Origin of the sequence: Sphingobium indicum BiD32, assembly GCF_000382885.1 — a bacterium.
GTDB lineage: Bacteria > Pseudomonadota > Alphaproteobacteria > Sphingomonadales > Sphingomonadaceae > Sphingobium > Sphingobium japonicum_C.
Genome location: NZ_CAVK010000078.1, coordinates 1 through 20,593 on the forward strand (window position 1 = coordinate 1; position 20,593 = coordinate 20,593).

Consider the following 20,593-nt stretch of genomic DNA (forward strand, 5'->3'; position numbering starts at 1 on the left):
GCGCTGACACCTCCCCTACAAGGGGAGGTTAAATGGGTGTGCAGTTTTAAGCGGTCGTTTCAAGCGGACGGCAGTTCGGGTTCCAGCAACCGGTGCAGATGCACGATCACATAGCGCATTTCTGCGTCATCGACCGTCCGCTGCGCCGCGCTGCGCCATGCCTTTTCGGCCGACGCATAGTCAGGGAACACGCCGACCAGATCGACCTTGCTCAGGTCGTGAAATTCCAGTGTCTGTGGATCGGTAACGCGACCGCCCATCACCAGATGCATTTTGCTCATGGCGTTATCTGTCCTCCTGTGGATAAACGCCGGTCCTAGCAGCGGCGCAACGTCCATCCAAGGGGGACAAAGGCCGCAACTGCGTGCTTTTGACGCAGTTGCGATTAGTTTTTCGGCAATCGCGCCTTGATCGCTTCGGCCAGGGCATCGACCTTGGCGCTGACCATCGCGACGACATCGTCGGTGATGTGCGATGCTTTGGCGGGCAGGTCGCTCGACGCGGCCGTCTTGCGCGCGGTGGCCGCCAGGTCGCTGGCGCCCTGCTTGATCGTTTCCGCGCCATCCGACGCCGCCGACCGCGCAGCCAGCGCCGCCTCGACCACGCGGGCACTCGCTGCGCTGGCCAGGCCGGGCAGGGCTTTCATCGCCGCGCGGCTCTTGGGGAACATCCACGCGATCACCGCGCCCGCCGCGACGGCGCCAGCGACAGCGACGACCGGATGCTCCTGCACGATCTGGTTGGCCCGTGCCGCCACTTTCTGCGTACGGTCGCGCGCATCGCCATAGGCTTCGCTCGCCTTGTCCCGGCTGGTCTGGATCAGTTCGCCCGCACCTTCGCGCGCCTTTTCCGTGCCATCCTTGATCTTGTCGGTCGCGCTCGTCGCGACATCGTTCGCCGCTTCACGAACACGGCTCAGTTGGGCGCGAATATCAGCCATCATCAGTCTCCGAATGGTCCGGGTTTATGTCGTCATGTCCAACGTATAGCCGCCTGAAAAGTGCCGCCAGCGGGCGACGGGCCAGAAAGAGGAGTATGGCCGCTCCGGCCGCCCCTGTCATGGCTGGCCGCTGGCGCGCAGTGGCGGCAGCATAGGCCATTCCGTCCATCGCGGCCTCCACCACCTTGGTCGTGGCATCCTGCTTCAGCCGGGCAGGGGTAATGCGCGCCCTGGCTGCCTGAGCGCTGGACATCAGGCTATGCTTCGCCGCTTCAGCCCGTGCGACAGCCTCGCGATAGCGCACCACGCCGCTCATGATGCAATGGCCTTCTTCATCCGGCTGATCCGTGCTTTCGCCAGCAGCAACAGTCCGATCGCCACCAACAGGCTCGCGCCCAGCACTGCACAGATCGCCCAAAGCGGGCCAAGCTGTGGCACCAGCGCGATGATTAGCCCAATCAGGAATGCGACCAGCGTGGCAAAGATCAGCATGATCGCGACCCCCGCCAGGATCGCGGCATCGCGCACGCCTGCCCCGACCAGACCGGCACGCGCCTTCTGCTTTTCCGCTTCCGCCGCCGCATAGGCACGGCCATCGGCATAGAGACGGGCAAAGACGTCGCGCACCGATTCGTCAGGCGCGCTTTCGTCCGGCCCCTCGGCGTGCGGCGTTACGGCCGTTTCCGCTGGCATATCTGTCAAATTATCCTCCGCTCCGTTCACCGGAGCCTTTGCGCAGATATCAGGCGTCGCTGTCCGAACCCTTGGCCAGGCGCATCAGCACGAAGCCGACCACTGCCGCCGCGCCGATTGCGACCGCTGGACTTTTACGCACGAAATCGCGCGCTTCGGTCATCAACTGATCGACATCCTTGCTGTCCAGCGAGTCCGCGGCACCCGCGACCGATTCGGCGGCCTGCCGCGCATAATCGCCATATTGCGGACCCAGCTTGGCGTCGACGGTTCCAGCTGTATCTGCAATCAGCTTGGCCAGGCTCTGCATCGCCGTGCCAGTCTTGTCCTTCGCGACGCCAGCGGCTGACTTGGCGGTCTTGCCAGCCTGTTCCTTGATCGGGTCGATATGCGATTTCCAGTCTACCGCGTTCAGCGTGTCGGTCGCAGACTTGGCCGCTTTTTCAGCCTTCGCCTTGATCGGCGCAATCTGGGCTGTCCAACTGGAGGAGGCCGCGCCATTGCCGGGCTTTTTGGCCGTCTTGGCAGCAGGCACCTTGCGCGCAGGCGTTTTGCGCACCGGTGTGGCCTTGGCCGCCTTCACCGCAGGAACGCTGGCGGCAGTTGCTTCGACCGGCTTGGCCTTGCGCGGCCTGCCGACCGACTTCTTCGCTGTGGTCTTGGCGGGCGGGGTTTCGGGGGTGTCGGCCATGGTCCTCAGTCTCCCTTTCGGTTGCGCGGCTTGGGCGCGCGACGCGGCAAATAGATACTAGGTCCAAATGCTTTGCGGTCGCTCACAGTTCCGTAGCCGTTCCAATTTCGACCATCGGCATTTTTTCCGTCCATGCAAGCCCCTCTGCATTGCCAAGCACCGGGCTGCTGGCTAAGCGGAGCGCGAAAATAGGCGTCCTGCCGCAGCGCAGGCCATATTTCAGGGAGCGACCATGACCGCCATTCTCGACATTCACGCCCGCCAGATCTTCGACAGCCGGGGCAACCCCACCGTCGAAGTCGATGTCATGCTGGAGGATGGCAGTTTCGGCCGCGCCGCCGTACCATCGGGCGCATCGACCGGTGCCTATGAAGCCGTGGAAAAGCGCGACGGCGACAAATCGCGCTACATGGGCAAGGGCGTGCTGAAAGCGGTCGCGGCCGTCAACGACGAGATTGCCGAACAGTTGATCGGCCTTGATGCCGAGGATCAGGGCGAAGTCGACGCTGCGATGATCGCGCTCGACGGCACCGACAACAAGTCGAACCTGGGCGCCAACGCGATCCTGGGCGTCAGCCTGGCGGTGGCGAAGGCTGCTGCCGACGCGCGCGGCCTGCCGCTCTATCGCTATGTCGGCGGCGTATCGTCGCATGTCCTGCCGGTGCCGATGATGAACATCATCAATGGCGGCGAACATGCCGACAACCCGATCGACTTTCAGGAATTCATGATCATGCCGGTCGGTGCGGAAAGCATCGCCGACGCTGTGCGGATCGGGTCGGAAATCTTCCACACCCTGAAAAAAGGCCTGCATGACAAGGGGCTGGCGACATCGGTAGGTGATGAGGGCGGCTTTGCCCCCAACATCGCCTCTACCCGCGACGCGCTCGATTTCATCATGCTGTCGGTCGAGAAGGCGGGGTACAAGCCTGGCGACGACGTCGTGCTGGCGCTCGATTGCGCCGCGACCGAATTTTTCAAGAATGGCAAATATGAGATTTCGGGCGAAGGCCTGTCGCTCAGCCCGGTCGAAATGGCTGATTATCTCGCTGCCCTGTGCGCCGACTATCCGATCAAGTCGATCGAGGACGGCATGAGCGAAGATGATTTCGAGGGCTGGAAAGCGCTGACGGACAAGATCGGCGGTTCGGTCCAGCTGGTCGGCGACGACCTGTTCGTCACCAATCCCAAGCGTCTGGCGATGGGCATCGACATGGGGCTGGCCAATTCGCTGCTGGTCAAGGTCAACCAGATCGGCACGCTCACCGAAACGCTGGCCGCCGTCAACATGGCCCATCGCGCGCGCTACACCGCCGTCATGTCGCACCGGTCGGGTGAGACGGAGGATGCAACCATCGCAGACCTCGCCGTCGCCACCAACTGCGGCCAGATCAAGACCGGGTCGCTTGCGCGTTCGGACCGGCTTGCCAAGTATAACCAGCTTATCCGTATCGAGGAAGAACTGGGCGACATCGCCGTGTACGCCGGTCGTTCGATCTTCCGCTAAAATCCGTCAGGATTCGGTTGGCCGCAAGTTAACCATTTTTTACTTGCGGCCAGCCCTTCCCTGTGATTCATCTTGGCCATGGCGCATATCGCGAAGCTTCGTTCCCTTCTTTTCTCGGCCTTTGGCCCGGCGGTCGCGCTGCTGCTCCTGCTCGTCTTTGCCGGTTATGTCGTGCTGGGGTCGAACGGGGTGCTGGCGTGGGGCGATTATTCGCGCCAGCTGCGCGCGGCGAAGGCCGAGTTGAAAAGCACACAGGCAACGCGCGCAGAACTGCGTAACCGCGTCGAGGCGCTCGATCCGCGCCGCGTTGATCCAGATCTGGCGGATGAACTGATCCGTCGCCAGCTTGGCGTCATCCATCATGACGAAGTGATCGTTCCGCTCAACTGAGCCGATTCCCAGGAAAACGTAAGGTTTTTGCGCAGGAAAAGCCGTAACCGTAATTTTACTGCGGGCGGATTGCGTCTGGCTTTGCAAACTTCGCAAGGCGAATCGAAATTGCGAAATTCTTATTGGCCTGGCCCGGATTCCGGGGCTTCTCCGTTGCAATTTATGCAACTCTCCCGTTATATCGGGCTTCCTTCCATCCTACCCCACGCAAAAGGATAAGAGCCTTGGCGAAACCAACGACGCCGCGTCCTTCACGCGCAACGGCAAAGGCGGCTGCACCCGCTGCCGGCGCGGACCACAACCGGCCTCGCCCTGAAACTCCCACTGATTACAAGGCATCCAAGGAAGAGTTGCTGGAATTCTACCGGCAGATGGTCCTCATCCGCCGTTTCGAGGAAAAGGCCGGGCAGCTTTATGGCCTTGGCCTCATCGGCGGCTTCTGCCACCTCTATATCGGGCAGGAAGCGGTCGCGGTCGGCATCCAGTCGGCGCTCGTGCCCGGCAAAGACAGCGTTATCACCGGCTATCGCGACCATGGCCACATGCTCGCCTATGGTATCGACCCCAATGTCATCATGGCCGAACTGACCGGCCGTGAAGCGGGCATTTCCCGCGGCAAGGGCGGTTCGATGCATATGTTCAGCGTCGAACATAAATTTTTCGGCGGCCATGGCATTGTCGGTGCGCAGGTGTCGCTGGGCGCGGGTCTCGGCTTTGCCCACAAATATAATGGCGATGGCGGCGTGTGCGTCGCCTATTTCGGCGACGGTGCGGCCAATCAGGGCCAGGTCTATGAATCGTTCAACATGGCCGAATTGTGGAAGCTCCCGATCATTTTCGTCATCGAAAATAATCAATACGCCATGGGCACCAGCGTCAACCGCTCATCGGCCGAGGACCAGCTCTATCGCCGGGGCGAAAGTTTCCGCATCCCCGGCATTCAGGTTAACGGCATGGACGTGCTGGCCGTGCGCGGCGCGACCGAGGAAGCGCTCAAATGGGTGCAGGGCGGCAATGGCCCGATCCTGCTGGAAATGAAAACCTACCGCTATCGCGGTCACTCCATGTCCGACCCGGCCAAATATCGTTCGCGCGAGGAAGTCCAGGCGATGCGCGACAAGTCCGACCCGATCGAGGGCGTCAAAGCCTATCTCGCCGCACAGGGCGTGGGTGAGGATGAGCTCAAGAAGATCGACCAGGACATTCGCAAGATCGTCAGCGAAGCGGCCGATTTTGCCGAAACCTCGCCTGAGCCGGACATGGCCGAACTCTATACAGACGTGCTGGTGGAGCAATATTGATGGGTATCGAAATCAAGATGCCGGCGCTCTCGCCGACGATGGAAGAGGGCACGCTGGCCAGGTGGCTGGTCAAGGAAGGCGATGACGTCCGTTCGGGCGATATCCTGGCCGAAATCGAAACTGACAAGGCGACGATGGAGTTTGAGGCCGTCGACGAAGGCAAGATCGGCAAGATCATGATCGCCGAAGGCACCGAAGGCGTGAAGGTCGGGACCGTCATTGCCGAAATGGCGGGCGAAGGCGGCGAGGAAGCCGCGCCAGCGCCCAAGGCCGCAGCACCTGCCAAGGCGGAAGCCGCCCCCGCGCCCAAAAAGCCGGTTGCGGTCAAGGCTACGGTGGCGGACCCCAGCCTGCCCGCAGGCACCGAATATGTCAAAACCACGGTCCGTGAAGCGCTGCGCGACGCAATGGCCGAGGAAATGCGTAGCGATGAGCGCGTGTTCGTGATCGGTGAGGAAGTCGCCGAATATCAGGGCGCCTATAAGGTGACCCAGGGCTTGCTCGATGAATTTGGTGCCAAGCGGGTCATCGACACGCCGATCACCGAATATGGCTTTGCCGGCATCGGCACGGGCGCGGCCATGGGCGGCCTGCGCCCGATCGTCGAGTTCATGACGTTCAACTTCGCCATGCAGGCGATCGACCACATCATCAATTCGGCGGCCAAGACCAACTATATGTCCGGCGGCCAGATGCGCTGCCCTATCGTATTCCGTGGTCCCAACGGCGCGGCCAGCCGCGTCGGCGCGCAGCATAGCCAGAATTACGCCCCCTGGTATGCCGCCGTCCCCGGCCTTATCGTCATCGCGCCCTATGACGCGGCCGATGCCAAGGGTCTGCTCAAGGCTGCGATCCGCAGCCAGGACCCGGTGGTGTTCCTTGAAAATGAGCTGCTCTACGGGCGCAGCTTCGACGTGCCCAAGGTCGATGATTATGTCCTGCCGATCGGCAAGGCGCGGATCATGCGGTCGGGCAGCGACGTCACGCTGGTCAGCTATTCTATCGGCGTCGGCCTTGCGCTTGAAGCCGCCGAAACGCTGGCGGCAGAGGGCATCGACGCCGAAGTCATCGACCTGCGCACGCTGCGCCCGCTCGACACGGCGACGGTGCTGGAAAGCCTGAAAAAGACCAACCGCCTCGTCGTGGTGGAAGAAGGCTGGCCGACCTGCTCGATCGCGTCGGAAATTGCCGCCGTGGTCATGGAACAGGGCTTCGACGATCTCGACGCCCCGGTCCTGCGCGTCACCAATGAAGATGTGCCGTTGCCCTATGCGGCCAACCTGGAAAAAGCCGCCCTGATCGACGCCGCCCGCATCGTCGCGGCGGCGAAGAAGGTCTGCTACAAATAAGAGGGAAGGGGCGGCCTGCGGGTCGCCCCGTTTGCCATCAGGTGCAGGCGGCCGTGGCTGACGTGGCCAGATTGCCTGCATTCTTGATCGTCTGGTCGGTCCGCTCGCGCACAGTAAAGGCGCTGGAATAACGGATTACCTTGGCCCCGAACAGCGAATTGCTGACCAGCGGCTGGTAACTATAGGCCACCTCCACGAACATCACGGCGCTGCCGCTGCTTGCCAAAATCTTGGCGCCGGTCGGCCCCATGCCCGCGGCCATGCTGGAATTCGTCGCGCCATCATTGGCCACACCGTAGCTGGACGTAAAGGCACCACTGCCCCAGCAGCGCTGCCACCGGATGAACTGCCCTGCATTGCTGCCTGCCTGTCCGTTCGGTTCCAGATCGGACAGGAAAATCCGGCCATTGGCCTTCAGCTTGAGTGAATCCGAGGATAGCTCGGCACCGGTCATGATCTCGTTGACGTCGGCCTCGTCAATCGAACTGCGGACGCGGGCGGCGTTGTCGGCGACCAGCATCGCAATCTGGCTGACGCGCATATGGGCCAGTGCCAGATTGGCGGTCTCCAGTCCCGCCATGCTCAGTACCACCAGCACCGGCAGCGAAAAGGCGAACTCGATCAGCGCCAGCCCGCGCCTGTCATCGCGCAACTCGCCCAATGTCCGACGCAGCGGTAGCAGGACAGGTTTCATGTGCATCGCACCGTCGGCTTGGCCTGGTTGGCCCAGGGCTGGTTGCGGACAATCGTGGTTGCCGTTGTTGATTGGGTGGCACTCCACCCCAGCATCTTGGCCATGGGGAACATGCGCGGCATCGACACCGTCACTTCATAATAGACGATGTCGTCGGCCCCGCCCAAACCGTTGGTACCAAGGCTGGTGTCATAGCTGTTGTTGCCGTTGACATCCTCATAACAATCGCCCGTATTATAGCTGCCCAGCGGCACTGTATCGGACGTAATCTTTTCCGGCTTTCCAACGCGGGAGAAGTTGTAATAGCTTTTCTTGACCACCGACGTCGTGCCGTTCTTGGCATTGATCGTCGCCATCTGCGCGGAAATATAGGCGTCGATTTCGGTGGTGTTGAGCGTGCCGACCGAGGCGGAACGCGACGCGCGCTCCAGCACGCCGCGCGTCACCGATCGCAGATAGGATTGATAGGCCAGGTCGCCAATGCCCATGATGGTCAGACACAAGGGGGCAGCGATCAGGCCGAATTCCATCAGCGTTGCGCCACGCTTGTGGTGGCGCAGGCGGGTAAGGATGCGCGCCATATCCCCGATCATTGCGACAGCCTCAGCCCGCCGATATTCTTGGCGATATCCTTGAACTTCTCCGTCAGCGATGCGGCGGTGTAGGCCATCATCCAATGGTTGCTGCTGGATGCGCAGCCTTGCAACGGCGTTTCGATATCGCCTTCGGACTGGTTGCGGAAACCGATGACCCACACAGTGATGCCCTTGCCCTTCACCGCATTGCACAGCATTTCCAGGCGCCGGTTATGGATCGCGGTCAGTCCTATATTGTCGGTGCTACCTGCGGCGATCCTGGCATCCTGCTTCTGATAACCATAGGCACCATAGACCGCATCATAGGCACTCATATTGCCATCGGTCATGAACACGATGTGGCGAGAGATGTTGAAGCCGTTGGGTGCACTGCTGTTGTCGGCCGAGAAAATGCCGGTCCCCGACAGGAAGCGCGCGCCCCAGATCATGCCGATATCATGATAGGTACCGCCCACGGCCACCAGGCCGTCAACATAGGTGTTGAAGCTGCTGCTCTGGCCAGTTGGCGTGCTGGTCCGGTCGGCATAGCTGGCCAGACGACGTGATTGCGACGGGCAGGCGTTCCAGCCGCCGGTACCGGCCCGATACTCATTGCTGCGATTATCGTTGAGCCAGCGCCCCCCGGACGTGAACTCGACGTCCGGCCAGTGGGGCTTCCATTTCGTATCACCATCGGTGGGCAAAGTATCGATTTGCAAATCAAAGGCGGTGGCGGGAATGGAGGTGGTAGAGGACGAGGCTGTGATGCTGCTGTCGGTCGTGCGCTCCTCGATGCATCCCGACCATGTATTGGTAGCCGACACCGTGGTTCCGTTTACATCAGTCGAAGCGCTGGCCAGATAGGTCGGGTTGGATACCGCATTGCCGCCCTTATAGCCGGATACATCCAGCGCATAGCGGCCATATTGCCAGCTATATTGTGGAGTCTGCGTCGTGGTGCCAGTCTGTGTTTCAGTATAATTATTATAGGTTATTGACGTCCATGGGCGTGAATAGGTGCTTCCCGACCGGGTGCAACTGCTGCCGGATGCCCAGCTATAATCTATCCCAGTCGTGACACGCGTGGTCACTGTCGTAGTCGTTATGACACCGTTGCTATCGGTGGACGATGACGATGATGAGGATTGGCTCTGGCTGACCGTATCGGAGGGCCGGTTCGGACAACTGCCACTTCTCGTGGCGATGCCACTGCCGTTACTGGTTGAACCGGACTGAATGATCCAATTGCCGTTGCTACTCGAAGAACTATAGCTGCTGATATAACGTCGACGCGTTTGGTAATAGGCTTCCTCGCCTGCTGCCCCGCTCAAGATCGCGCTCGATGGTAGCTGGTATCCCACATTGACGGTCGAGCTATAGGGTATGAATCCATAGCGGATGCGGCCGGTGACATCCGACCCTGCACCCAGCGTATCGTAAAAGTCCTTCACCGCCTGTTTGAGCGCGGCCAGGCGCGTGGTGGTGCCGCCATTGCCGTCGCTGATCGATTGGGCCATCGACCCTGTGGTGTCCAGGACCAGCATGACGTCGGTATTGCCGATGTCGAAACGCGCTTCGCATGTCACTTCCAGCGGCAACGTCTCATATTTGAAGATCTTCATGACCGTGGTCGGCATCGTCGTCGCCGCCGACACCTGCACGGTCGTGGTCTCGCCCGGCTTGCTCTGGATGACGGGAACGAAAGTTCCGGCCTGGAACGTGCCCTGTGGGAAGTTGAAATCGAAGAATTTTTTCGCCTCTGCCTTGTTGGCATCGGTCATGGACGATGTCGTCATCGCCCGGCGACCGGCCAGCGCGGCGGCGTCGCACGCCTGTTGCAGCCGGGCGCGGGCCATATAGGCGCGGCTCATGTCCAGACCGCCGCCGATCAGCGCAGCCAGCGGGATGATCGCTGCCGCGACGATGGCCATGACGTTGCCCGCCTGATTGCGCAGCAGGCGGCTCAAAAGCCCTTTACGCTGTTCGATTTGCTTGCCCATCTGTCCGCAATCACCCATGTCGCGCCCAACACCCCCCATGTCTGGGCAGGGCAACTCTTTCGCCTATGCAGGCGCACTCGTTAGAATGTGTATGAGGAACATGGTTAAAGGACCGATAATCCCGGTGGCAGAAGATGCCCTGTCCCCGCTCGCCGCGCTGCTGAGCGCCCATGCCGGAGCGGAGGCAGCGCGGCACCGGGCGATCTGGGCCTATGACGGGCGGCTGGCGCATGTCGCGCGTTCCACCAGTGAACCCACGATCGGTCAGATGCGGCTGGCCTGGTGGAATGACGTCATAGACGATGCGGCGGGGATCAAAGGGCAGGGTGAGCCGGTGATCGACGCGATGCGGGCGACGGGGGCTTGTGAAGCGCCGGGTCTGGTCGCGATGATCGACGGTTGGGAAATCCTTGTCGTGGAGCCGGAGATCGACGTCGAGGGGCTGCGTGCCTATGCCGTCGGCCGGGGCGGGGGGCTGTTCCGGGCGCTGGCGGGGGAGGCGGATGCGCCCGACTGGCTGGTGCAGGCGGGGCAGGTCTGGGCGCTGTGGGATTTGTCCGGCCATGTCGGCGATGAACGGCTGGCCGATGAAGCGCTGTCGCTGGCCCGCAATCTGGTGACGGATGCGCCGCTCCCATGGCCCCGCCGGTGGAAGCCGCTGCGGATCGCCTACACGCTCGCCCGTCAGGACGTGCTGGCGGGGCGTCGGGCGCCTGTCGGTATGCCGCGCGCCCTGGCGTTGCGGCTGTTGCGGGTCGCGCTGTTCGGGCGCTAGGATAGGTCGGCGAAGCGGTGACAGGAGGACAGGGCATGGGGCGATTGCTGGCGGGGGGCATGGCGATGCTGCTGCTGGTCGCGGGCGGCCTGTTCTGGTGGCAGGGGCGGGCGAGCAACCAGCCGGTCCCGCAACTCGCGCTCGCCCCGCCGCCACCGCCGCAGGTCGAGGGTTTGCCCGAAGGTGATCCGGAGGCCACCGGCAACGCGCCGCCCATGCCCGCGCAGGCCAGCCCGCAAAGCCGCGAGCAACGCCGCTTCGCCCGCTACGACCGCAACCGCGACGGCGTCATCACCCGCATCGAGATGCTGGGCAGCCGGACCAAGGCGTTCAAGGCACTCGACAAGGATGGCGACAACCTCCTCTCCTTCGAGGAATGGGCGGTCGCGACATCGGACCGTTTCGGCGCGGCGGACGGCAACAAGGACGGCAAGCTGACCCCGGCGGAATTTGCCGCGACCGCGCCGAAACGCAGCGCCAAGCCAAAATGCAAATGCTGACCCAATTTCCGCTCGAAACGAACGGAGGTGGGGAGATTACGCCCCCACCATCTCCCCCAGCCATTCGCCAAACGACGCCCGCGCCCGTGACGTGTAGGCCTCCTTGCGCTGCTTCTTCTTCACATCGTCCAGTGTCGGGAACAGGCCGAAATTGACATTCATCGGCTGATAGTCGGCGCTCACCACATTGCCGGTCACATGCCCCAGCAGCGCGCCCATCGCCGTGTCGGCGGGCGGGGGCGTCATCACCCGGCCCAGCAATTCCGCCGCCGCAAAGCGCCCGGCCAGCAGGCCGATTGCGGCGCTCTCCACATAGCCCTCACAGCCCGTCATCTGCCCGGCAAAGCGGATATGCGGCGCACTTTTCAGGCGCAAAGTTGCGTCCAGCAATTTGGGCGACTGAATGAAGGTATTGCGATGCAGCCCGCCCAGTCGCGCAAATTCCGCCTTCTCCAAGCCCGGTATCGTGCGGAACAGCGCCACCTGCGCGCCATGTTTCAGCTTGGTCTGGAACCCGACCATGTTCCACAGCGTGCCGCTGGCATTGTCCTGCCGCAACTGCACCACGGCATAAGGCCAGCGGCCGGTGCGCGGATTATCCAGCCCCATCGGCTTCATCGGCCCATGGCGCAGCGTTTCCGGCCCGCGCGACGCCATCACCTCGATTGGCATACAGCCCTCGAAATAGGGGGTGTTGGCCTCCCATTCCTTGAACTGCGTCTTTTCGCCGTCGATCAGCCCTTGGACGAAAGCCTCATATTGCTCCCGGTTCATCGGGCAATTGATATAATCCTTCCCCTCGCCACCGCCGGGGCCGATCTTGTCCCAGCGATTGGCCATCCAGCACTGGTCCATGTCGATAGTCTCATGGTGGATGACCGGCGCGATCGCGTCGAAGAAAGCCAGATGCTCCATCCCCGCCGCCTGGCCGATGCTGGCCGCCAGTGCAGGCGCGGTCAACGGCCCGGTCGCCACGATGGTCATGCCGGACGCGGGCAGCGTGTCGATCCGTTCGCGAACGATCTCCACATTGGGATGCTCCGCCAGCGCGCGGGTAACGCCGTCCGAAAAGACATGCCGATCCACCGCCAGCGCCGATCCGGCGGGCACCTTGGCGGGTTCCGCCTGCGCCATGATGACGGAATCGAGCCGCCGCATTTCCTGATGGAGCAGCCCCACGGCATTCTTGTCGGCATCATCGGACCGGAAACTGTTGGAGCAGACCAGCTCTGCCAGCCCCTCGGTCTGGTGCGCCGGCGACATATCGCCCGCGCCCCGCATTTCCGACAAGCGCACCTTCACCCCCGCCTGCGCCAATTGCCACGCCGCCTCGGACCCGGCGAGGCCGCCGCCGATGATATGCACCTGATAGTCTGCCACTGGATCGCCTTGATGTCGCATTTTTGCCGTTCGGGCCACGGCCTATAGCCGATGGCGGCGCGGTAGGACAGGGCGGCGTGGGCTTGTGAAAGTTGTGAAGTATAGCGCTTCGCAGGGTTTGGTTTTGCGTGGGTGGGGCTTTGCAGGGTGGACTTCGCAATAGGATGGTTTTTGCGAAGTGGCGTGCGGCGGTATGAACGAAGGACGCGCCAGTGACCGATCAGCCCCCTGTCGTGGCCGCCCCGGCATCGACAGGACGGTCCTGCATCTATCGACAGGCAGGATTGCGCGCGTCGGGGACGGCAAGGAAACTGATCGTGCGCGGCAGGACGATCACGGGACCAGCCGCCTGCGCCGCACCGACCATCGGCGGCAAGCGATCGCGCGGACCCAGGCTGAGCAGCGTGCCGTTCAGGGCGACGCCGGTCGATCCGTCGTCCGGTGCGGTCAATGTGTAGCGCAGGCTGCGTCTGGGCAGGGTGATGGATGTTGCGGCTGTTGCACTATTGTTGATGACCATCAGCGATACCCCGCCTGTACGACCCGACTGGCAATGGGCATAGACATGGGCACCTTCCACCAGCGGAATGCCGGTATCCAGCACGGTCGCACCCATCAACCGATGCCACAGCAGGGCGGCCCAATAATTGGCCTTTGGGGCAAAGTCCGTAGGGTTCAGCAGGGCGTAGTCGCTGGCCGCCAGCGTATTATGGATCGCGACCTGAACCCCGGTTCTGGCCAGACGGCCCAGTTGATCGAGATAGCGGAAACTGTCGAGGAAACTACCGCTCCATGGATTGCCGCCACAGGCCGCATCTGCCCCCTCTGTCATCCATATCGGCTTGCCGGGGGCATACCGGTCGCGCAGCGAAGCGTAGAAATCATGGGTGATGCCGGTGCGGGCCAGCCATTGTTCGGACAGGGCATCGGCCGCACTGGTTTGCGGCAGGCGTGCCGACGCGCACCGCTGCGACGCTGCCCCATAATGGTGATAGGAAAAAGCGTCGATGCCGGGGCCGGATGCCTCCATCATGGCCGCTGTCGCGATCGACCCGACTATGCTGGGCGGCATACCCCACGGTGCAGGGGTTTCGGTGGCGGATCCGGGGCCGAGCAGGACCATATCGGGTGCCACGCGGCTGACAAACTGCTTGAACAGGCGAAAGTCGCGACCATAGGGGATGGCGTCATAGCCTTTGGGCGCGCCGCCCATGCCCGCCATCGACGGTTCGTTCATAAACTCTGCGGCGGCAATGGTGCCACCTGCCGCCCGGCTATAGGCGATCCAGCGGCGGGCCTGATCGTCGGTCCAGACGCCCTGCGCATCGCGCACGCCGGGGCTGATGGCGAAGGAGGTGACGATGCGGGCATTGACGGCTTGCGCAAAGCGGATGACGCCGCGCCATTGGTCGCGGGTCAGGACGCCCTTGAACCCGGCGGGCGGCTGTGCCGGCGGCGTATCGCTATCGGCGAAATAGATGCTGTTGGCCCAGGTGCCGCTAACCCGGACATAGGCCGGACCCAACGCTTTGGCCAATATCCGCAGACGCCGATTGCGCAGATCGATCGGCGGTCGATATTGATACATGGCCGGGTCTATGCCCGCATGACCGGCATCCTTCTGGCCCGATGTGGCGACTTTGCTGTCATAGGGTTTCCAGAATGCGCCGCCGATGACCTCCAGCATCTCGATATTATAGGACTGGAAGCGCGGATCGATCGATCCTGTGCGGGAAAGGCGCGCGGGGTCGATCGCCATTTCAGGCCTTGCGGGGTTGGCATGGCCTGCGGTCGCAGTGCTGATGGCAGCAATGGCCAGCGCCAGCGACATGCATTTCGTCCGAGTCCCGCGCATCTATCCTGCTCCTGCTATCGCGCGCAGGCATTCCGCTATCCGGGCATCGGGTCAAATATGCAATTTATGGCAACCTATAGCATAGGACTATGGATAGGCGACGCAGCTATGCCGAGACCAACGCCCCCTCACCATAATAAGCCGCCTCGTCCAAAATCCCCTCGCGCTTGGCGACCACCACGCCCACCAGCACCTGCCCCGCGACATTCACCGCCGTGCGGCCCATATCCAAAATCGGGTCGATCGCCAGCAGCAGCCCCGCGCCCTCCAGCGGCAGGCCCAGCGTCGACAGGGTCAGCGTCAGCATCACCGTCGCGCCGGTCAGGCCTGCCGTTGCTGCCGAGCCGATCACCGATACCACCGCGATCAGGGCATAATCGACTACGCCGAGCGGGATGCCGTAAAAGCCCGCGACGAAAATCGCCGCCAGCGCGGGGTAGATCGACGCGCAGCCGTCCATCTTGGTGGTGGAGGCCAGCGGAATGGCGAAGGCGGCGTAGCTTTTGTCGACGCCCAGCCGCTCGGTCACGGTTTCGGTAACGGGCATGGTGCCGACCGAGGAGCGGGAGACGAAGCCCAGTTGGATGGCGGGCCAGGCCTTGGCGAAGAAAGGCAGGGGCTTCAAACCATGCGCGATCAGCAGCGTGGGATAGACGATCAGCAACACGATCGCCAAACCCAGATAGATGGCGCCGGTAAAGACGCTGAGCCGTGCCAGCGCGTCCCAGCCATAGGTCGCGACCGCCGCGCCGATCAGCCCCGCCGACCCGATCGGTGTCAGGCGGATGACCCAGCCCAGCAGCGCGCGCACCACCGCCAGCAGGGAGCGGACGAAGGCGAGGAAGGGGTCAGCCTTCTCCCCCACTTTCAGCGTCGCCAGCCCCACCGCAATGGCGATGACCAGCAATTGCAATATGTTGAAGCCGATGCTGGTGCTGGCCGCACCATCCTCGCCGATCTTGGTGCTGCCCGACAACGCCAGACTGTTGCCCGGCACCAGCCCTTTGAGGAAATCGAGCCAGCCGCCGACCGACTCCGGCTGTTTGGTGGCGAGGGTGGCGGTGCTCAGGCCCATACCCGGCTGGATGATCAGGCCCAGCGTCAGGCCGATGATGACCGCGATCAGCGCGGTGATGGCGAACCACAGCAATGTCTGCCCCGCCAGCCGCGCACCATTGTCGAGCGCGCGCAGATTGGCGATTGACGCGACGATGGCGGCGAATACCAAAGGCGGCACGATGGCCTTGAGCAGGGAGACAAAGACCGACCCGACCGTCTTGAGCGTGGTCGCGAGGGCGTTGAGATCGCCATCCGGCCCAGCGCCGATAGACCGGGCAACAAGGCCCAGCACCAGCCCCGCGACCATGCCGACCAGCACCTGAAATCCGAAACTGCGATAGGGAATGGCCATGTTGTACCGTCCTGTGGGCGAAGGACGACCAATATGGAGCGGCGACACGCGATTGCGCGCAAGCAATATTTGGGGCGGGTTTAGTTTTGGGCGGGGTGGGTTACGAGCATTCTGACCCGGCCTCCTTCCGTCATGCTGAACTTGTTTCAGCATCCATTTCTCGTCACCAACACCTGTGTGATCTGGAGAGATGGACCCTGAAACAAGTTCAGGGTGACGATGAAATGAGAGGTTTGCGCGCTTTTGCCGCTGTGCCACATTGCCCATCGGATGGATCGAAAGGCGGAACATATGGGCTGGCGACTGGGGTGTTTGGCGGGCGCGGCGGTGATGCTGCCCCATGGCGCGATGGCGGCGGCAGACCCGGCGGTGGCAAAGGACATATTGATGCGCTCCGTCGCTTTTCGCACGGTGGAGGGGGCGGGGCAGGTGCCCAAGCTGGCGGCCTATTATGCATCGGTGCTGAAAGCCGCGGGCTTCGCCGATGCCGACATCGTCATCACCCCGATGGGCGAGACGGCGACCCTTGCCGCGACGATCAGGGGGCGCGACGCGGCGCTCAAACCCCTGCTGATGATCGGCCATATGGATGTGGTGGCGGCGGACCGGGCGGACTGGACCCGCGATCCCTTCGTGCCGGTCGAGGAAAATGGCTATATTTTCGGGCGCGGGGCGGAAGATAATAAATATGACGTCGCGATGATGGTCGCGACGCTGGCGCAACTGAAGAAACAGGGCTGGACCCCGCGCCGCACCGTCACTTTGCTGCTGTCGGGGGACGAGGAAACCGCGATGGTGACGACCAAGGCTCTGGCGGCCCAGTATAAAGACGCCGAACTGCTGCTGAACGGCGATGGCGGCGGCGGGCTGCTCAATGATGAGGGCAAGCCCGTCCTTTATCAATTGCAGGCGGGCGAGAAAACCTATGCCGATTTCGAGATCGGCTTTACCGATCCGGGCGGGCATAGCAGCGCGCCGACGCCGGGCAATCCCATCTATCGGCTGGCCAAGGCGATCGATCGGATCGCGGCATATCAATTCCCGCCTATGCGCAATGAACTGACCAGGGCTTCGCTGGCGCTGTCGGCGGAGCGGATCGGCGGCGAGGTCGGCGCGGCGATGCGGCGCTATGCGGACACGGGCGACATGGCGGCGGCGGAACTGCTGTCGACCAAGCCGGAATTTGTCGGTCAGGTGCGCACCACCTGCGTCGCGACAATGGCGCAGGCGGGCCATGCGCTCAACGCCCTGCCGCAAAGCGCCAAGGTGATGGTCAATTGCCGCATCTTCCCCGGCGTGGCGATCGACGCGGTGAAGGCGGAACTGGTGAAGGTGGTCGCGGATAGCGGCGCGACCGTGACCACGCTGGGCGATCCGCTGGCGAGCGATGCGTCGCCCCTTCGCGCGGACGTGATGAAAGCGGTGCGCGATGCGGTGACCGCCCGTTCGCCGGGCATCACGGTCATGCCGGGCATGTCAGCAGGCGCGACCGACAGCCTCTATTTCCGCGCGCAGGGGGTGCCAAGCTATGGCGTGTCCAGCCTGTTCATGAAGGCGGAGGACGGCTTTGCCCATGGCCTGAACGAGCGGGTGCCGGTCGCGGGGATTGGCGCATCGCTGGAGCAATGGGACGCGGTGGTGCGGGCGCTGGCGAAGTAGAGCATCCGTTCGCTTCGAGCGTGTCGAGAAGCGTTTCTCGACTTCGCTCGAAACGAACGGCGGTTGGAGTTACCCCCGCGCCACGGCATTGGCGGCGGACAGCACCGCCTGCACCGAAGCGGTCGCTACGTCCGCGTCGGTGCCGACGCCGAACACGGTGCGCCCGTCCGGGGTGCGGCATTCGACATAGGCGGCGGCGTTCACGTCGCTGCCCGAACCGATCGCATGTTCGCTATAGTCGGCAATCTCCAGCTCGACGCCCAGTTCATCGCGCAGCGCGGCCAGCACGGACGAGAGCAGGCCGTTGCCGCGCCCGGAGATGGAGCGTTCGCCGCCCTTATGGACGATCTTGCCGGTAAAGATGCGGTCGCCCGCCGCGCCGCCTTCCTGATAGTCGATCAGGCTGTAGGCCTGTTCGCCGCTCAGGCGATAATGTTCCTGGAAGGCGGTCCAGATGTCGGCGGCGTTGAGTTCGCGGCTGGACTGATCGGCCATCCCCTGCACCACGCGGCTGAAATCGGCCTGCATCCGCTTGGGCAGCTTGAAGCCCTTGTCCTGCTGCAACACCCAGGCGACGCCGCCCTTGCCCGATTGCGAATTGACGCGGATCACCGCTTCATAGTCGCGGCCCAGATCCTTGGGGTCGATCGGCAGATAGGGCACGTCCCAGATCAGGTCGTTGCGCGCTTCCTGTGCGGCAAAGCCCTTCTTGATCGCGTCCTGATGGCTGCCGGAGAAGGCGGTGAACACCAGTTCGCCAGCATAGGGGTGGCGCGGATGGACCGGCAGCTGGTTGCAATATTCAACCGTCTGGATCACCTCGTCGATGTCGCTGAAGTCCAGGCCGGGGTTGATCCCCTGCGTGTACATATTGAGCGCCACGGTCACGATGTCGCAATTGCCGGTGCGTTCGCCATTGCCAAACAGGCAGCCTTCGACCCGGTCCGCGCCCGCCATCAGCCCCAGTTCCGCCGCCGCCACGCCGGTGCCGCGATCATTATGCGGATGCAGCGATATGACCACGGAGTCGCGGCGCGAGATGTGGCGGCACATCCATTCGATCTGGTCGGCATAAATGTTGGGCGTGGCGCATTCGACCGTCGCGGGCAGGTTCAGGATCAGCGGCCTGTCGGGCGTCGGCATCAAAATGTCCATCACCGCCTCGCAACATTCCAGGCTGAAATCCAGTTCAGCGGTGGAGAAGGTTTCGGGCGAATATTCAAAATGCCAGTCGGTGTCGGGCTGGGCTGCCGCATTGTCGCGCAGCAGCTTGGCGGCGGTAACGGCGATCTCCTTGATCTGCGGCCGTTCCATGCCAAACACGATCCGCCGCCAGGCGGGCGACACGGCATTATAGACATGGACGATGGCCTTGGTCGCGCCGCGCAGGCTCTCAAAGGTGGTGGCGATCAGATCCTCGCGCGCCTGGGTCAGCACCTGCACCATCACATCGTCGGGGATGCGCCCGTCCTTCACCAGCCCGCTGATGAAATCGAATTCGGTCGCCCCGGCCGACGGGAAGCCGACCTCGATCTCCTTGACGCCGACCTTGACCAGCAGGTCGAAGAAGCGGCTCTTCTTCTCCGCATTCATCGGGTCGATCAGCGCCTGATTGCCGTCGCGCAGGTCGGTGGAGAGCCAGCGCGGGGGCGACGTGATGACATTGCCCGGCCATTGGCGGCCCGGCAGGTCGATCTGGGGGAAGGCGCGATATTTCTGGGACGGATCGGTCAGCATCATGGGTCAGCTACTTCTTTTGCGAACGGACGCGCAGGTAGTGGAGGCGCGCAGCCCGGTTAACGACTATCAACGAAAGGGAAGCCCTTAGGCGTATCGTTGCTGCCCATAATCGAAAGGCAGCGCAAAAACCACGCCTAAGGGCGTGTAAGTCGTAGCAGGGAAAGAAGCATCGCGCTCTGCATGATGGGGATGCTTGTAGCCGCTTTGGGGGCGAGGCGTCCAGTGGTTTTCCTCACCCACGCCCGTCATCCCCGCGAAGGCGGGGATCCAGGGTTTGACGCACAGCGCCGGACGCTCTGGACCCCGGAACAAGTCCGGGGTGACGGAGAGGGAGTGGTAGGGCTGGCCTTACTTTTGGAACGCAGCCACGATCTTCAGTTCGATCGCGTCGCCGACCATCGGCACGCCATAGCCCATGCCGAAATCGCTGCGCTTGATCGCGCCGGTCGCGACGAAGCCGACATTTTCCTTACCGCCTGCCATCGCCGGTGCCTTGCCAGCGCCGTACAGTTCAGCGTCGAGCGTGACGGGCTTGGTCACGCCCTTGATCGTCAGGTTGCCGGTGATGTCCGCGCCGGTCGCGCCGTCGGGCTTGACGCTGGTGGATACGAAGGTCGCGGTCGGGAATTTGGCGGCGTCGAAGAAATCCGCCTTCATCAGATGCTCGTCCAGCGCGGTCACGCCGGTGCGCAGATTGGCGATCTTGAATTCGACCGACACTTTGGACGCGGCCGGGTTAGCCTTGTCCAGCGTCAGCGTACCGGTCGGTTCGGCGATGGTGCCCATATTGCTGGTGAAGCCCATATGATCCCACGCAAACACGACCTGGGTATGGCCGGGATCGACGGTGTAACTGCCGCCGGTCGCTTTGCTGGCATCCTTGGTGCCGGGCGCGGCTGGAGCCTGCGCGATCAGGACGGTGCCGCCGGTCAGGGCGATCAGGGCGGCGGCGGGGATGAGATATTTTTTCATCGGTCAGACTCTCCGTAAACGATCAAGGGGCGCAGCTTGAATAAGCTACACCCCTCAATTGTTCCAGAGCCGTAACCGGAAACGGATCGTTCGCCTTCTGGCGCTGTGATGGCACCAAAATCCTCCCCTGCAAGGGGAGGTGGATGGCCGCAGGCCAGACG

Annotated in this window: 20 protein-coding genes; 7 read left to right on the top strand and 13 right to left on the bottom strand. The window is 62.9% G+C overall.

Going from position 1 to position 20,593, the window contains the following annotated elements; translation table 11 throughout:
• Window positions 1–59: 59 nt before the first annotated feature.
• The 5 genes from EBBID32_RS08530 to EBBID32_RS08550 form a co-directional block, all read right to left on the bottom strand.
• Window positions 60–281 (bottom strand): DUF4170 domain-containing protein, encoded by a 222-nt coding sequence (locus tag EBBID32_RS08530; protein ID WP_037489842.1) that lies wholly within the window; start codon window positions 279–281, stop codon window positions 60–62.
• A gap of 104 nt (window positions 282–385) precedes the next feature.
• Window positions 386–940, bottom strand: coding sequence for a DUF883 family protein (locus tag EBBID32_RS08535; RefSeq protein WP_006954114.1), 555 nt, complete (start codon window positions 938–940; stop codon window positions 386–388).
• On the bottom strand, window positions 933–1,256 hold the full coding sequence (locus EBBID32_RS08540; protein ID WP_006954116.1) for a hypothetical protein: 324 nt from the start codon (window positions 1,254–1,256) through the stop codon (window positions 933–935). The genes EBBID32_RS08535 and EBBID32_RS08540 overlap by 8 nt, the downstream gene beginning before the upstream one ends.
• A complete protein-coding gene (locus EBBID32_RS08545; protein ID WP_037489849.1) occupies window positions 1,253–1,642 on the bottom strand; it encodes a hypothetical protein in 390 nt (129 codons plus the stop codon). The genes EBBID32_RS08540 and EBBID32_RS08545 overlap by 4 nt, the downstream gene beginning before the upstream one ends.
• Before the next feature lie 40 nt (window positions 1,643–1,682).
• Entirely contained in the window at window positions 1,683–2,324 is a 642-nt protein-coding gene (locus EBBID32_RS08550) for a hypothetical protein (RefSeq protein ID WP_006954122.1), read from the bottom strand.
• A 232-nt stretch (window positions 2,325–2,556) separates the two neighbouring features.
• Here EBBID32_RS08550 and eno point away from each other — a divergent pair, with 232 nt between their 5' ends.
• The 4 genes from eno (at window position 2,557) to EBBID32_RS08570 (ending at window position 6,871) form a co-directional block, all read left to right on the top strand.
• Entirely contained in the window at window positions 2,557–3,831 is a 1,275-nt protein-coding gene (gene eno, locus EBBID32_RS08555) for a phosphopyruvate hydratase (RefSeq protein WP_006954124.1), read from the top strand.
• A gap of 78 nt (window positions 3,832–3,909) precedes the next feature.
• Window positions 3,910–4,221 (top strand): FtsB family cell division protein, encoded by a 312-nt coding sequence (locus EBBID32_RS08560; RefSeq protein WP_006954126.1) that lies wholly within the window; start codon window positions 3,910–3,912, stop codon window positions 4,219–4,221.
• Window positions 4,222–4,445: 224 nt separating this feature from the next.
• A complete protein-coding gene (gene pdhA, locus EBBID32_RS08565) occupies window positions 4,446–5,522 on the top strand; it encodes a pyruvate dehydrogenase (acetyl-transferring) E1 component subunit alpha (protein WP_006954129.1) in 1,077 nt (358 codons plus the stop codon).
• On the top strand, window positions 5,522–6,871 hold the full coding sequence (locus tag EBBID32_RS08570) for a pyruvate dehydrogenase complex E1 component subunit beta (protein WP_006954130.1): 1,350 nt from the start codon (window positions 5,522–5,524) through the stop codon (window positions 6,869–6,871). The genes pdhA and EBBID32_RS08570 overlap by 1 nt, the downstream gene beginning before the upstream one ends.
• Window positions 6,872–6,908: 37 nt before the next feature.
• Here the strand turns inward: EBBID32_RS08570 and EBBID32_RS08575 are convergent, their stop codons facing one another.
• From EBBID32_RS08575 to EBBID32_RS08585, 3 genes are read right to left on the bottom strand one after another with little or no spacing between them, the layout of a single operon-like run.
• Entirely contained in the window at window positions 6,909–7,565 is a 657-nt protein-coding gene (locus tag EBBID32_RS08575) for a TadE/TadG family type IV pilus assembly protein (protein WP_006954132.1), read from the bottom strand.
• The gene (locus EBBID32_RS08580) at window positions 7,562–8,146 is read right to left on the bottom strand and encodes a TadE/TadG family type IV pilus assembly protein (protein ID WP_006954134.1); all 585 of its coding nucleotides are present in this window, start codon (window positions 8,144–8,146) and stop codon (window positions 7,562–7,564) included. Before EBBID32_RS08580 ends, EBBID32_RS08575 begins: the two co-directional genes overlap by 4 nt.
• A gap of 8 nt (window positions 8,147–8,154) precedes the next feature.
• Window positions 8,155–10,158: a TadE/TadG family type IV pilus assembly protein gene (locus EBBID32_RS08585; protein ID WP_006954136.1), complete on the bottom strand. Its 2,004-nt coding sequence runs from the start codon at window positions 10,156–10,158 to the stop codon at window positions 8,155–8,157.
• A 106-nt stretch (window positions 10,159–10,264) separates the two neighbouring features.
• Between EBBID32_RS08585 and EBBID32_RS08590 the strand changes: the two genes are divergently transcribed.
• Entirely contained in the window at window positions 10,265–10,915 is a 651-nt protein-coding gene (locus EBBID32_RS08590; RefSeq protein WP_006954138.1) for a hypothetical protein, read from the top strand.
• Between the two features lie 35 nt (window positions 10,916–10,950).
• Entirely contained in the window at window positions 10,951–11,415 is a 465-nt protein-coding gene (locus EBBID32_RS08595) for an EF-hand domain-containing protein (RefSeq protein WP_006954140.1), read from the top strand.
• A gap of 36 nt (window positions 11,416–11,451) precedes the next feature.
• Here EBBID32_RS08595 and trmFO read toward each other — a convergent pair whose 3' ends face one another.
• From trmFO to EBBID32_RS08610, 3 genes are all read right to left on the bottom strand, one after another.
• Window positions 11,452–12,795, bottom strand: coding sequence for a methylenetetrahydrofolate--tRNA-(uracil(54)-C(5))-methyltransferase (FADH(2)-oxidizing) TrmFO (trmFO, locus tag EBBID32_RS08600; protein ID WP_006954142.1), 1,344 nt, complete (start codon window positions 12,793–12,795; stop codon window positions 11,452–11,454).
• A 268-nt stretch (window positions 12,796–13,063) separates the two neighbouring features.
• Window positions 13,064–14,650, bottom strand: a complete 1,587-nt coding sequence (locus EBBID32_RS08605) for a hypothetical protein (protein ID WP_006954143.1) — start codon at window positions 14,648–14,650, stop codon at window positions 13,064–13,066.
• Between the two features lie 106 nt (window positions 14,651–14,756).
• Complete coding sequence (locus EBBID32_RS08610; RefSeq protein ID WP_006954144.1) at window positions 14,757–16,061, bottom strand: dicarboxylate/amino acid:cation symporter; 1,305 nt, start codon at window positions 16,059–16,061, stop codon at window positions 14,757–14,759.
• A gap of 291 nt (window positions 16,062–16,352) precedes the next feature.
• On the opposite strand from EBBID32_RS08610, the gene EBBID32_RS08615 reads away from it, so the two are divergent.
• The gene (locus EBBID32_RS08615) at window positions 16,353–17,720 is read left to right on the top strand and encodes a M20/M25/M40 family metallo-hydrolase (protein ID WP_006954145.1); all 1,368 of its coding nucleotides are present in this window, start codon (window positions 16,353–16,355) and stop codon (window positions 17,718–17,720) included.
• A gap of 69 nt (window positions 17,721–17,789) precedes the next feature.
• Here EBBID32_RS08615 and leuA read toward each other — a convergent pair whose 3' ends face one another.
• Complete coding sequence (gene leuA, locus EBBID32_RS08620) at window positions 17,790–19,460, bottom strand: 2-isopropylmalate synthase (protein WP_006954146.1); 1,671 nt, start codon at window positions 19,458–19,460, stop codon at window positions 17,790–17,792.
• A gap of 348 nt (window positions 19,461–19,808) precedes the next feature.
• Window positions 19,809–20,432, bottom strand: a complete 624-nt coding sequence (locus tag EBBID32_RS08625) for a YceI family protein (RefSeq protein ID WP_006954147.1) — start codon at window positions 20,430–20,432, stop codon at window positions 19,809–19,811.
• Window positions 20,433–20,593: the final 161 nt, after the last annotated feature.

Excerpts from the sequence above, each read along its gene's own strand:
- EBBID32_RS08610 (WP_006954144.1), bottom strand. The coding sequence starts at position 16,061 with ATGGCCATTCCCTATCGCAGTTTCGGATTTCAGGTGCTGGTCGGCATG.
- EBBID32_RS08580 (WP_006954134.1), bottom strand. The coding sequence starts at position 8,146 with ATGGCGCGCATCCTTACCCGCCTGCGCCACCACAAGCGTGGCGCAACG.
- EBBID32_RS08550 (WP_006954122.1), bottom strand. The coding sequence starts at position 2,324 with ATGGCCGACACCCCCGAAACCCCGCCCGCCAAGACCACAGCGAAGAAG.
- eno (WP_006954124.1), top strand. The coding sequence starts at position 2,557 with ATGACCGCCATTCTCGACATTCACGCCCGCCAGATCTTCGACAGCCGG.
- EBBID32_RS08570 (WP_006954130.1), top strand. The coding sequence starts at position 5,522 with ATGGGTATCGAAATCAAGATGCCGGCGCTCTCGCCGACGATGGAAGAG.
- EBBID32_RS08615 (WP_006954145.1), top strand. The coding sequence starts at position 16,353 with ATGGGCTGGCGACTGGGGTGTTTGGCGGGCGCGGCGGTGATGCTGCCC.
- leuA (WP_006954146.1), bottom strand. The coding sequence starts at position 19,460 with ATGATGCTGACCGATCCGTCCCAGAAATATCGCGCCTTCCCCCAGATC.
- EBBID32_RS08595 (WP_006954140.1), top strand. The coding sequence starts at position 10,951 with ATGGGGCGATTGCTGGCGGGGGGCATGGCGATGCTGCTGCTGGTCGCG.
- EBBID32_RS08585 (WP_006954136.1), bottom strand. The coding sequence starts at position 10,158 with ATGGGTGATTGCGGACAGATGGGCAAGCAAATCGAACAGCGTAAAGGG.
- EBBID32_RS08605 (WP_006954143.1), bottom strand. The coding sequence starts at position 14,650 with ATGCGCGGGACTCGGACGAAATGCATGTCGCTGGCGCTGGCCATTGCT.
- EBBID32_RS08625 (WP_006954147.1), bottom strand. The coding sequence starts at position 20,432 with ATGAAAAAATATCTCATCCCCGCCGCCGCCCTGATCGCCCTGACCGGC.
- EBBID32_RS08560 (WP_006954126.1), top strand. The coding sequence starts at position 3,910 with ATGGCGCATATCGCGAAGCTTCGTTCCCTTCTTTTCTCGGCCTTTGGC.
- EBBID32_RS08575 (WP_006954132.1), bottom strand. The coding sequence starts at position 7,565 with ATGAAACCTGTCCTGCTACCGCTGCGTCGGACATTGGGCGAGTTGCGC.
- EBBID32_RS08530 (WP_037489842.1), bottom strand. The coding sequence starts at position 281 with ATGAGCAAAATGCATCTGGTGATGGGCGGTCGCGTTACCGATCCACAG.
- EBBID32_RS08535 (WP_006954114.1), bottom strand. The coding sequence starts at position 940 with ATGGCTGATATTCGCGCCCAACTGAGCCGTGTTCGTGAAGCGGCGAAC.
- EBBID32_RS08540 (WP_006954116.1), bottom strand. The coding sequence starts at position 1,256 with ATGAGCGGCGTGGTGCGCTATCGCGAGGCTGTCGCACGGGCTGAAGCG.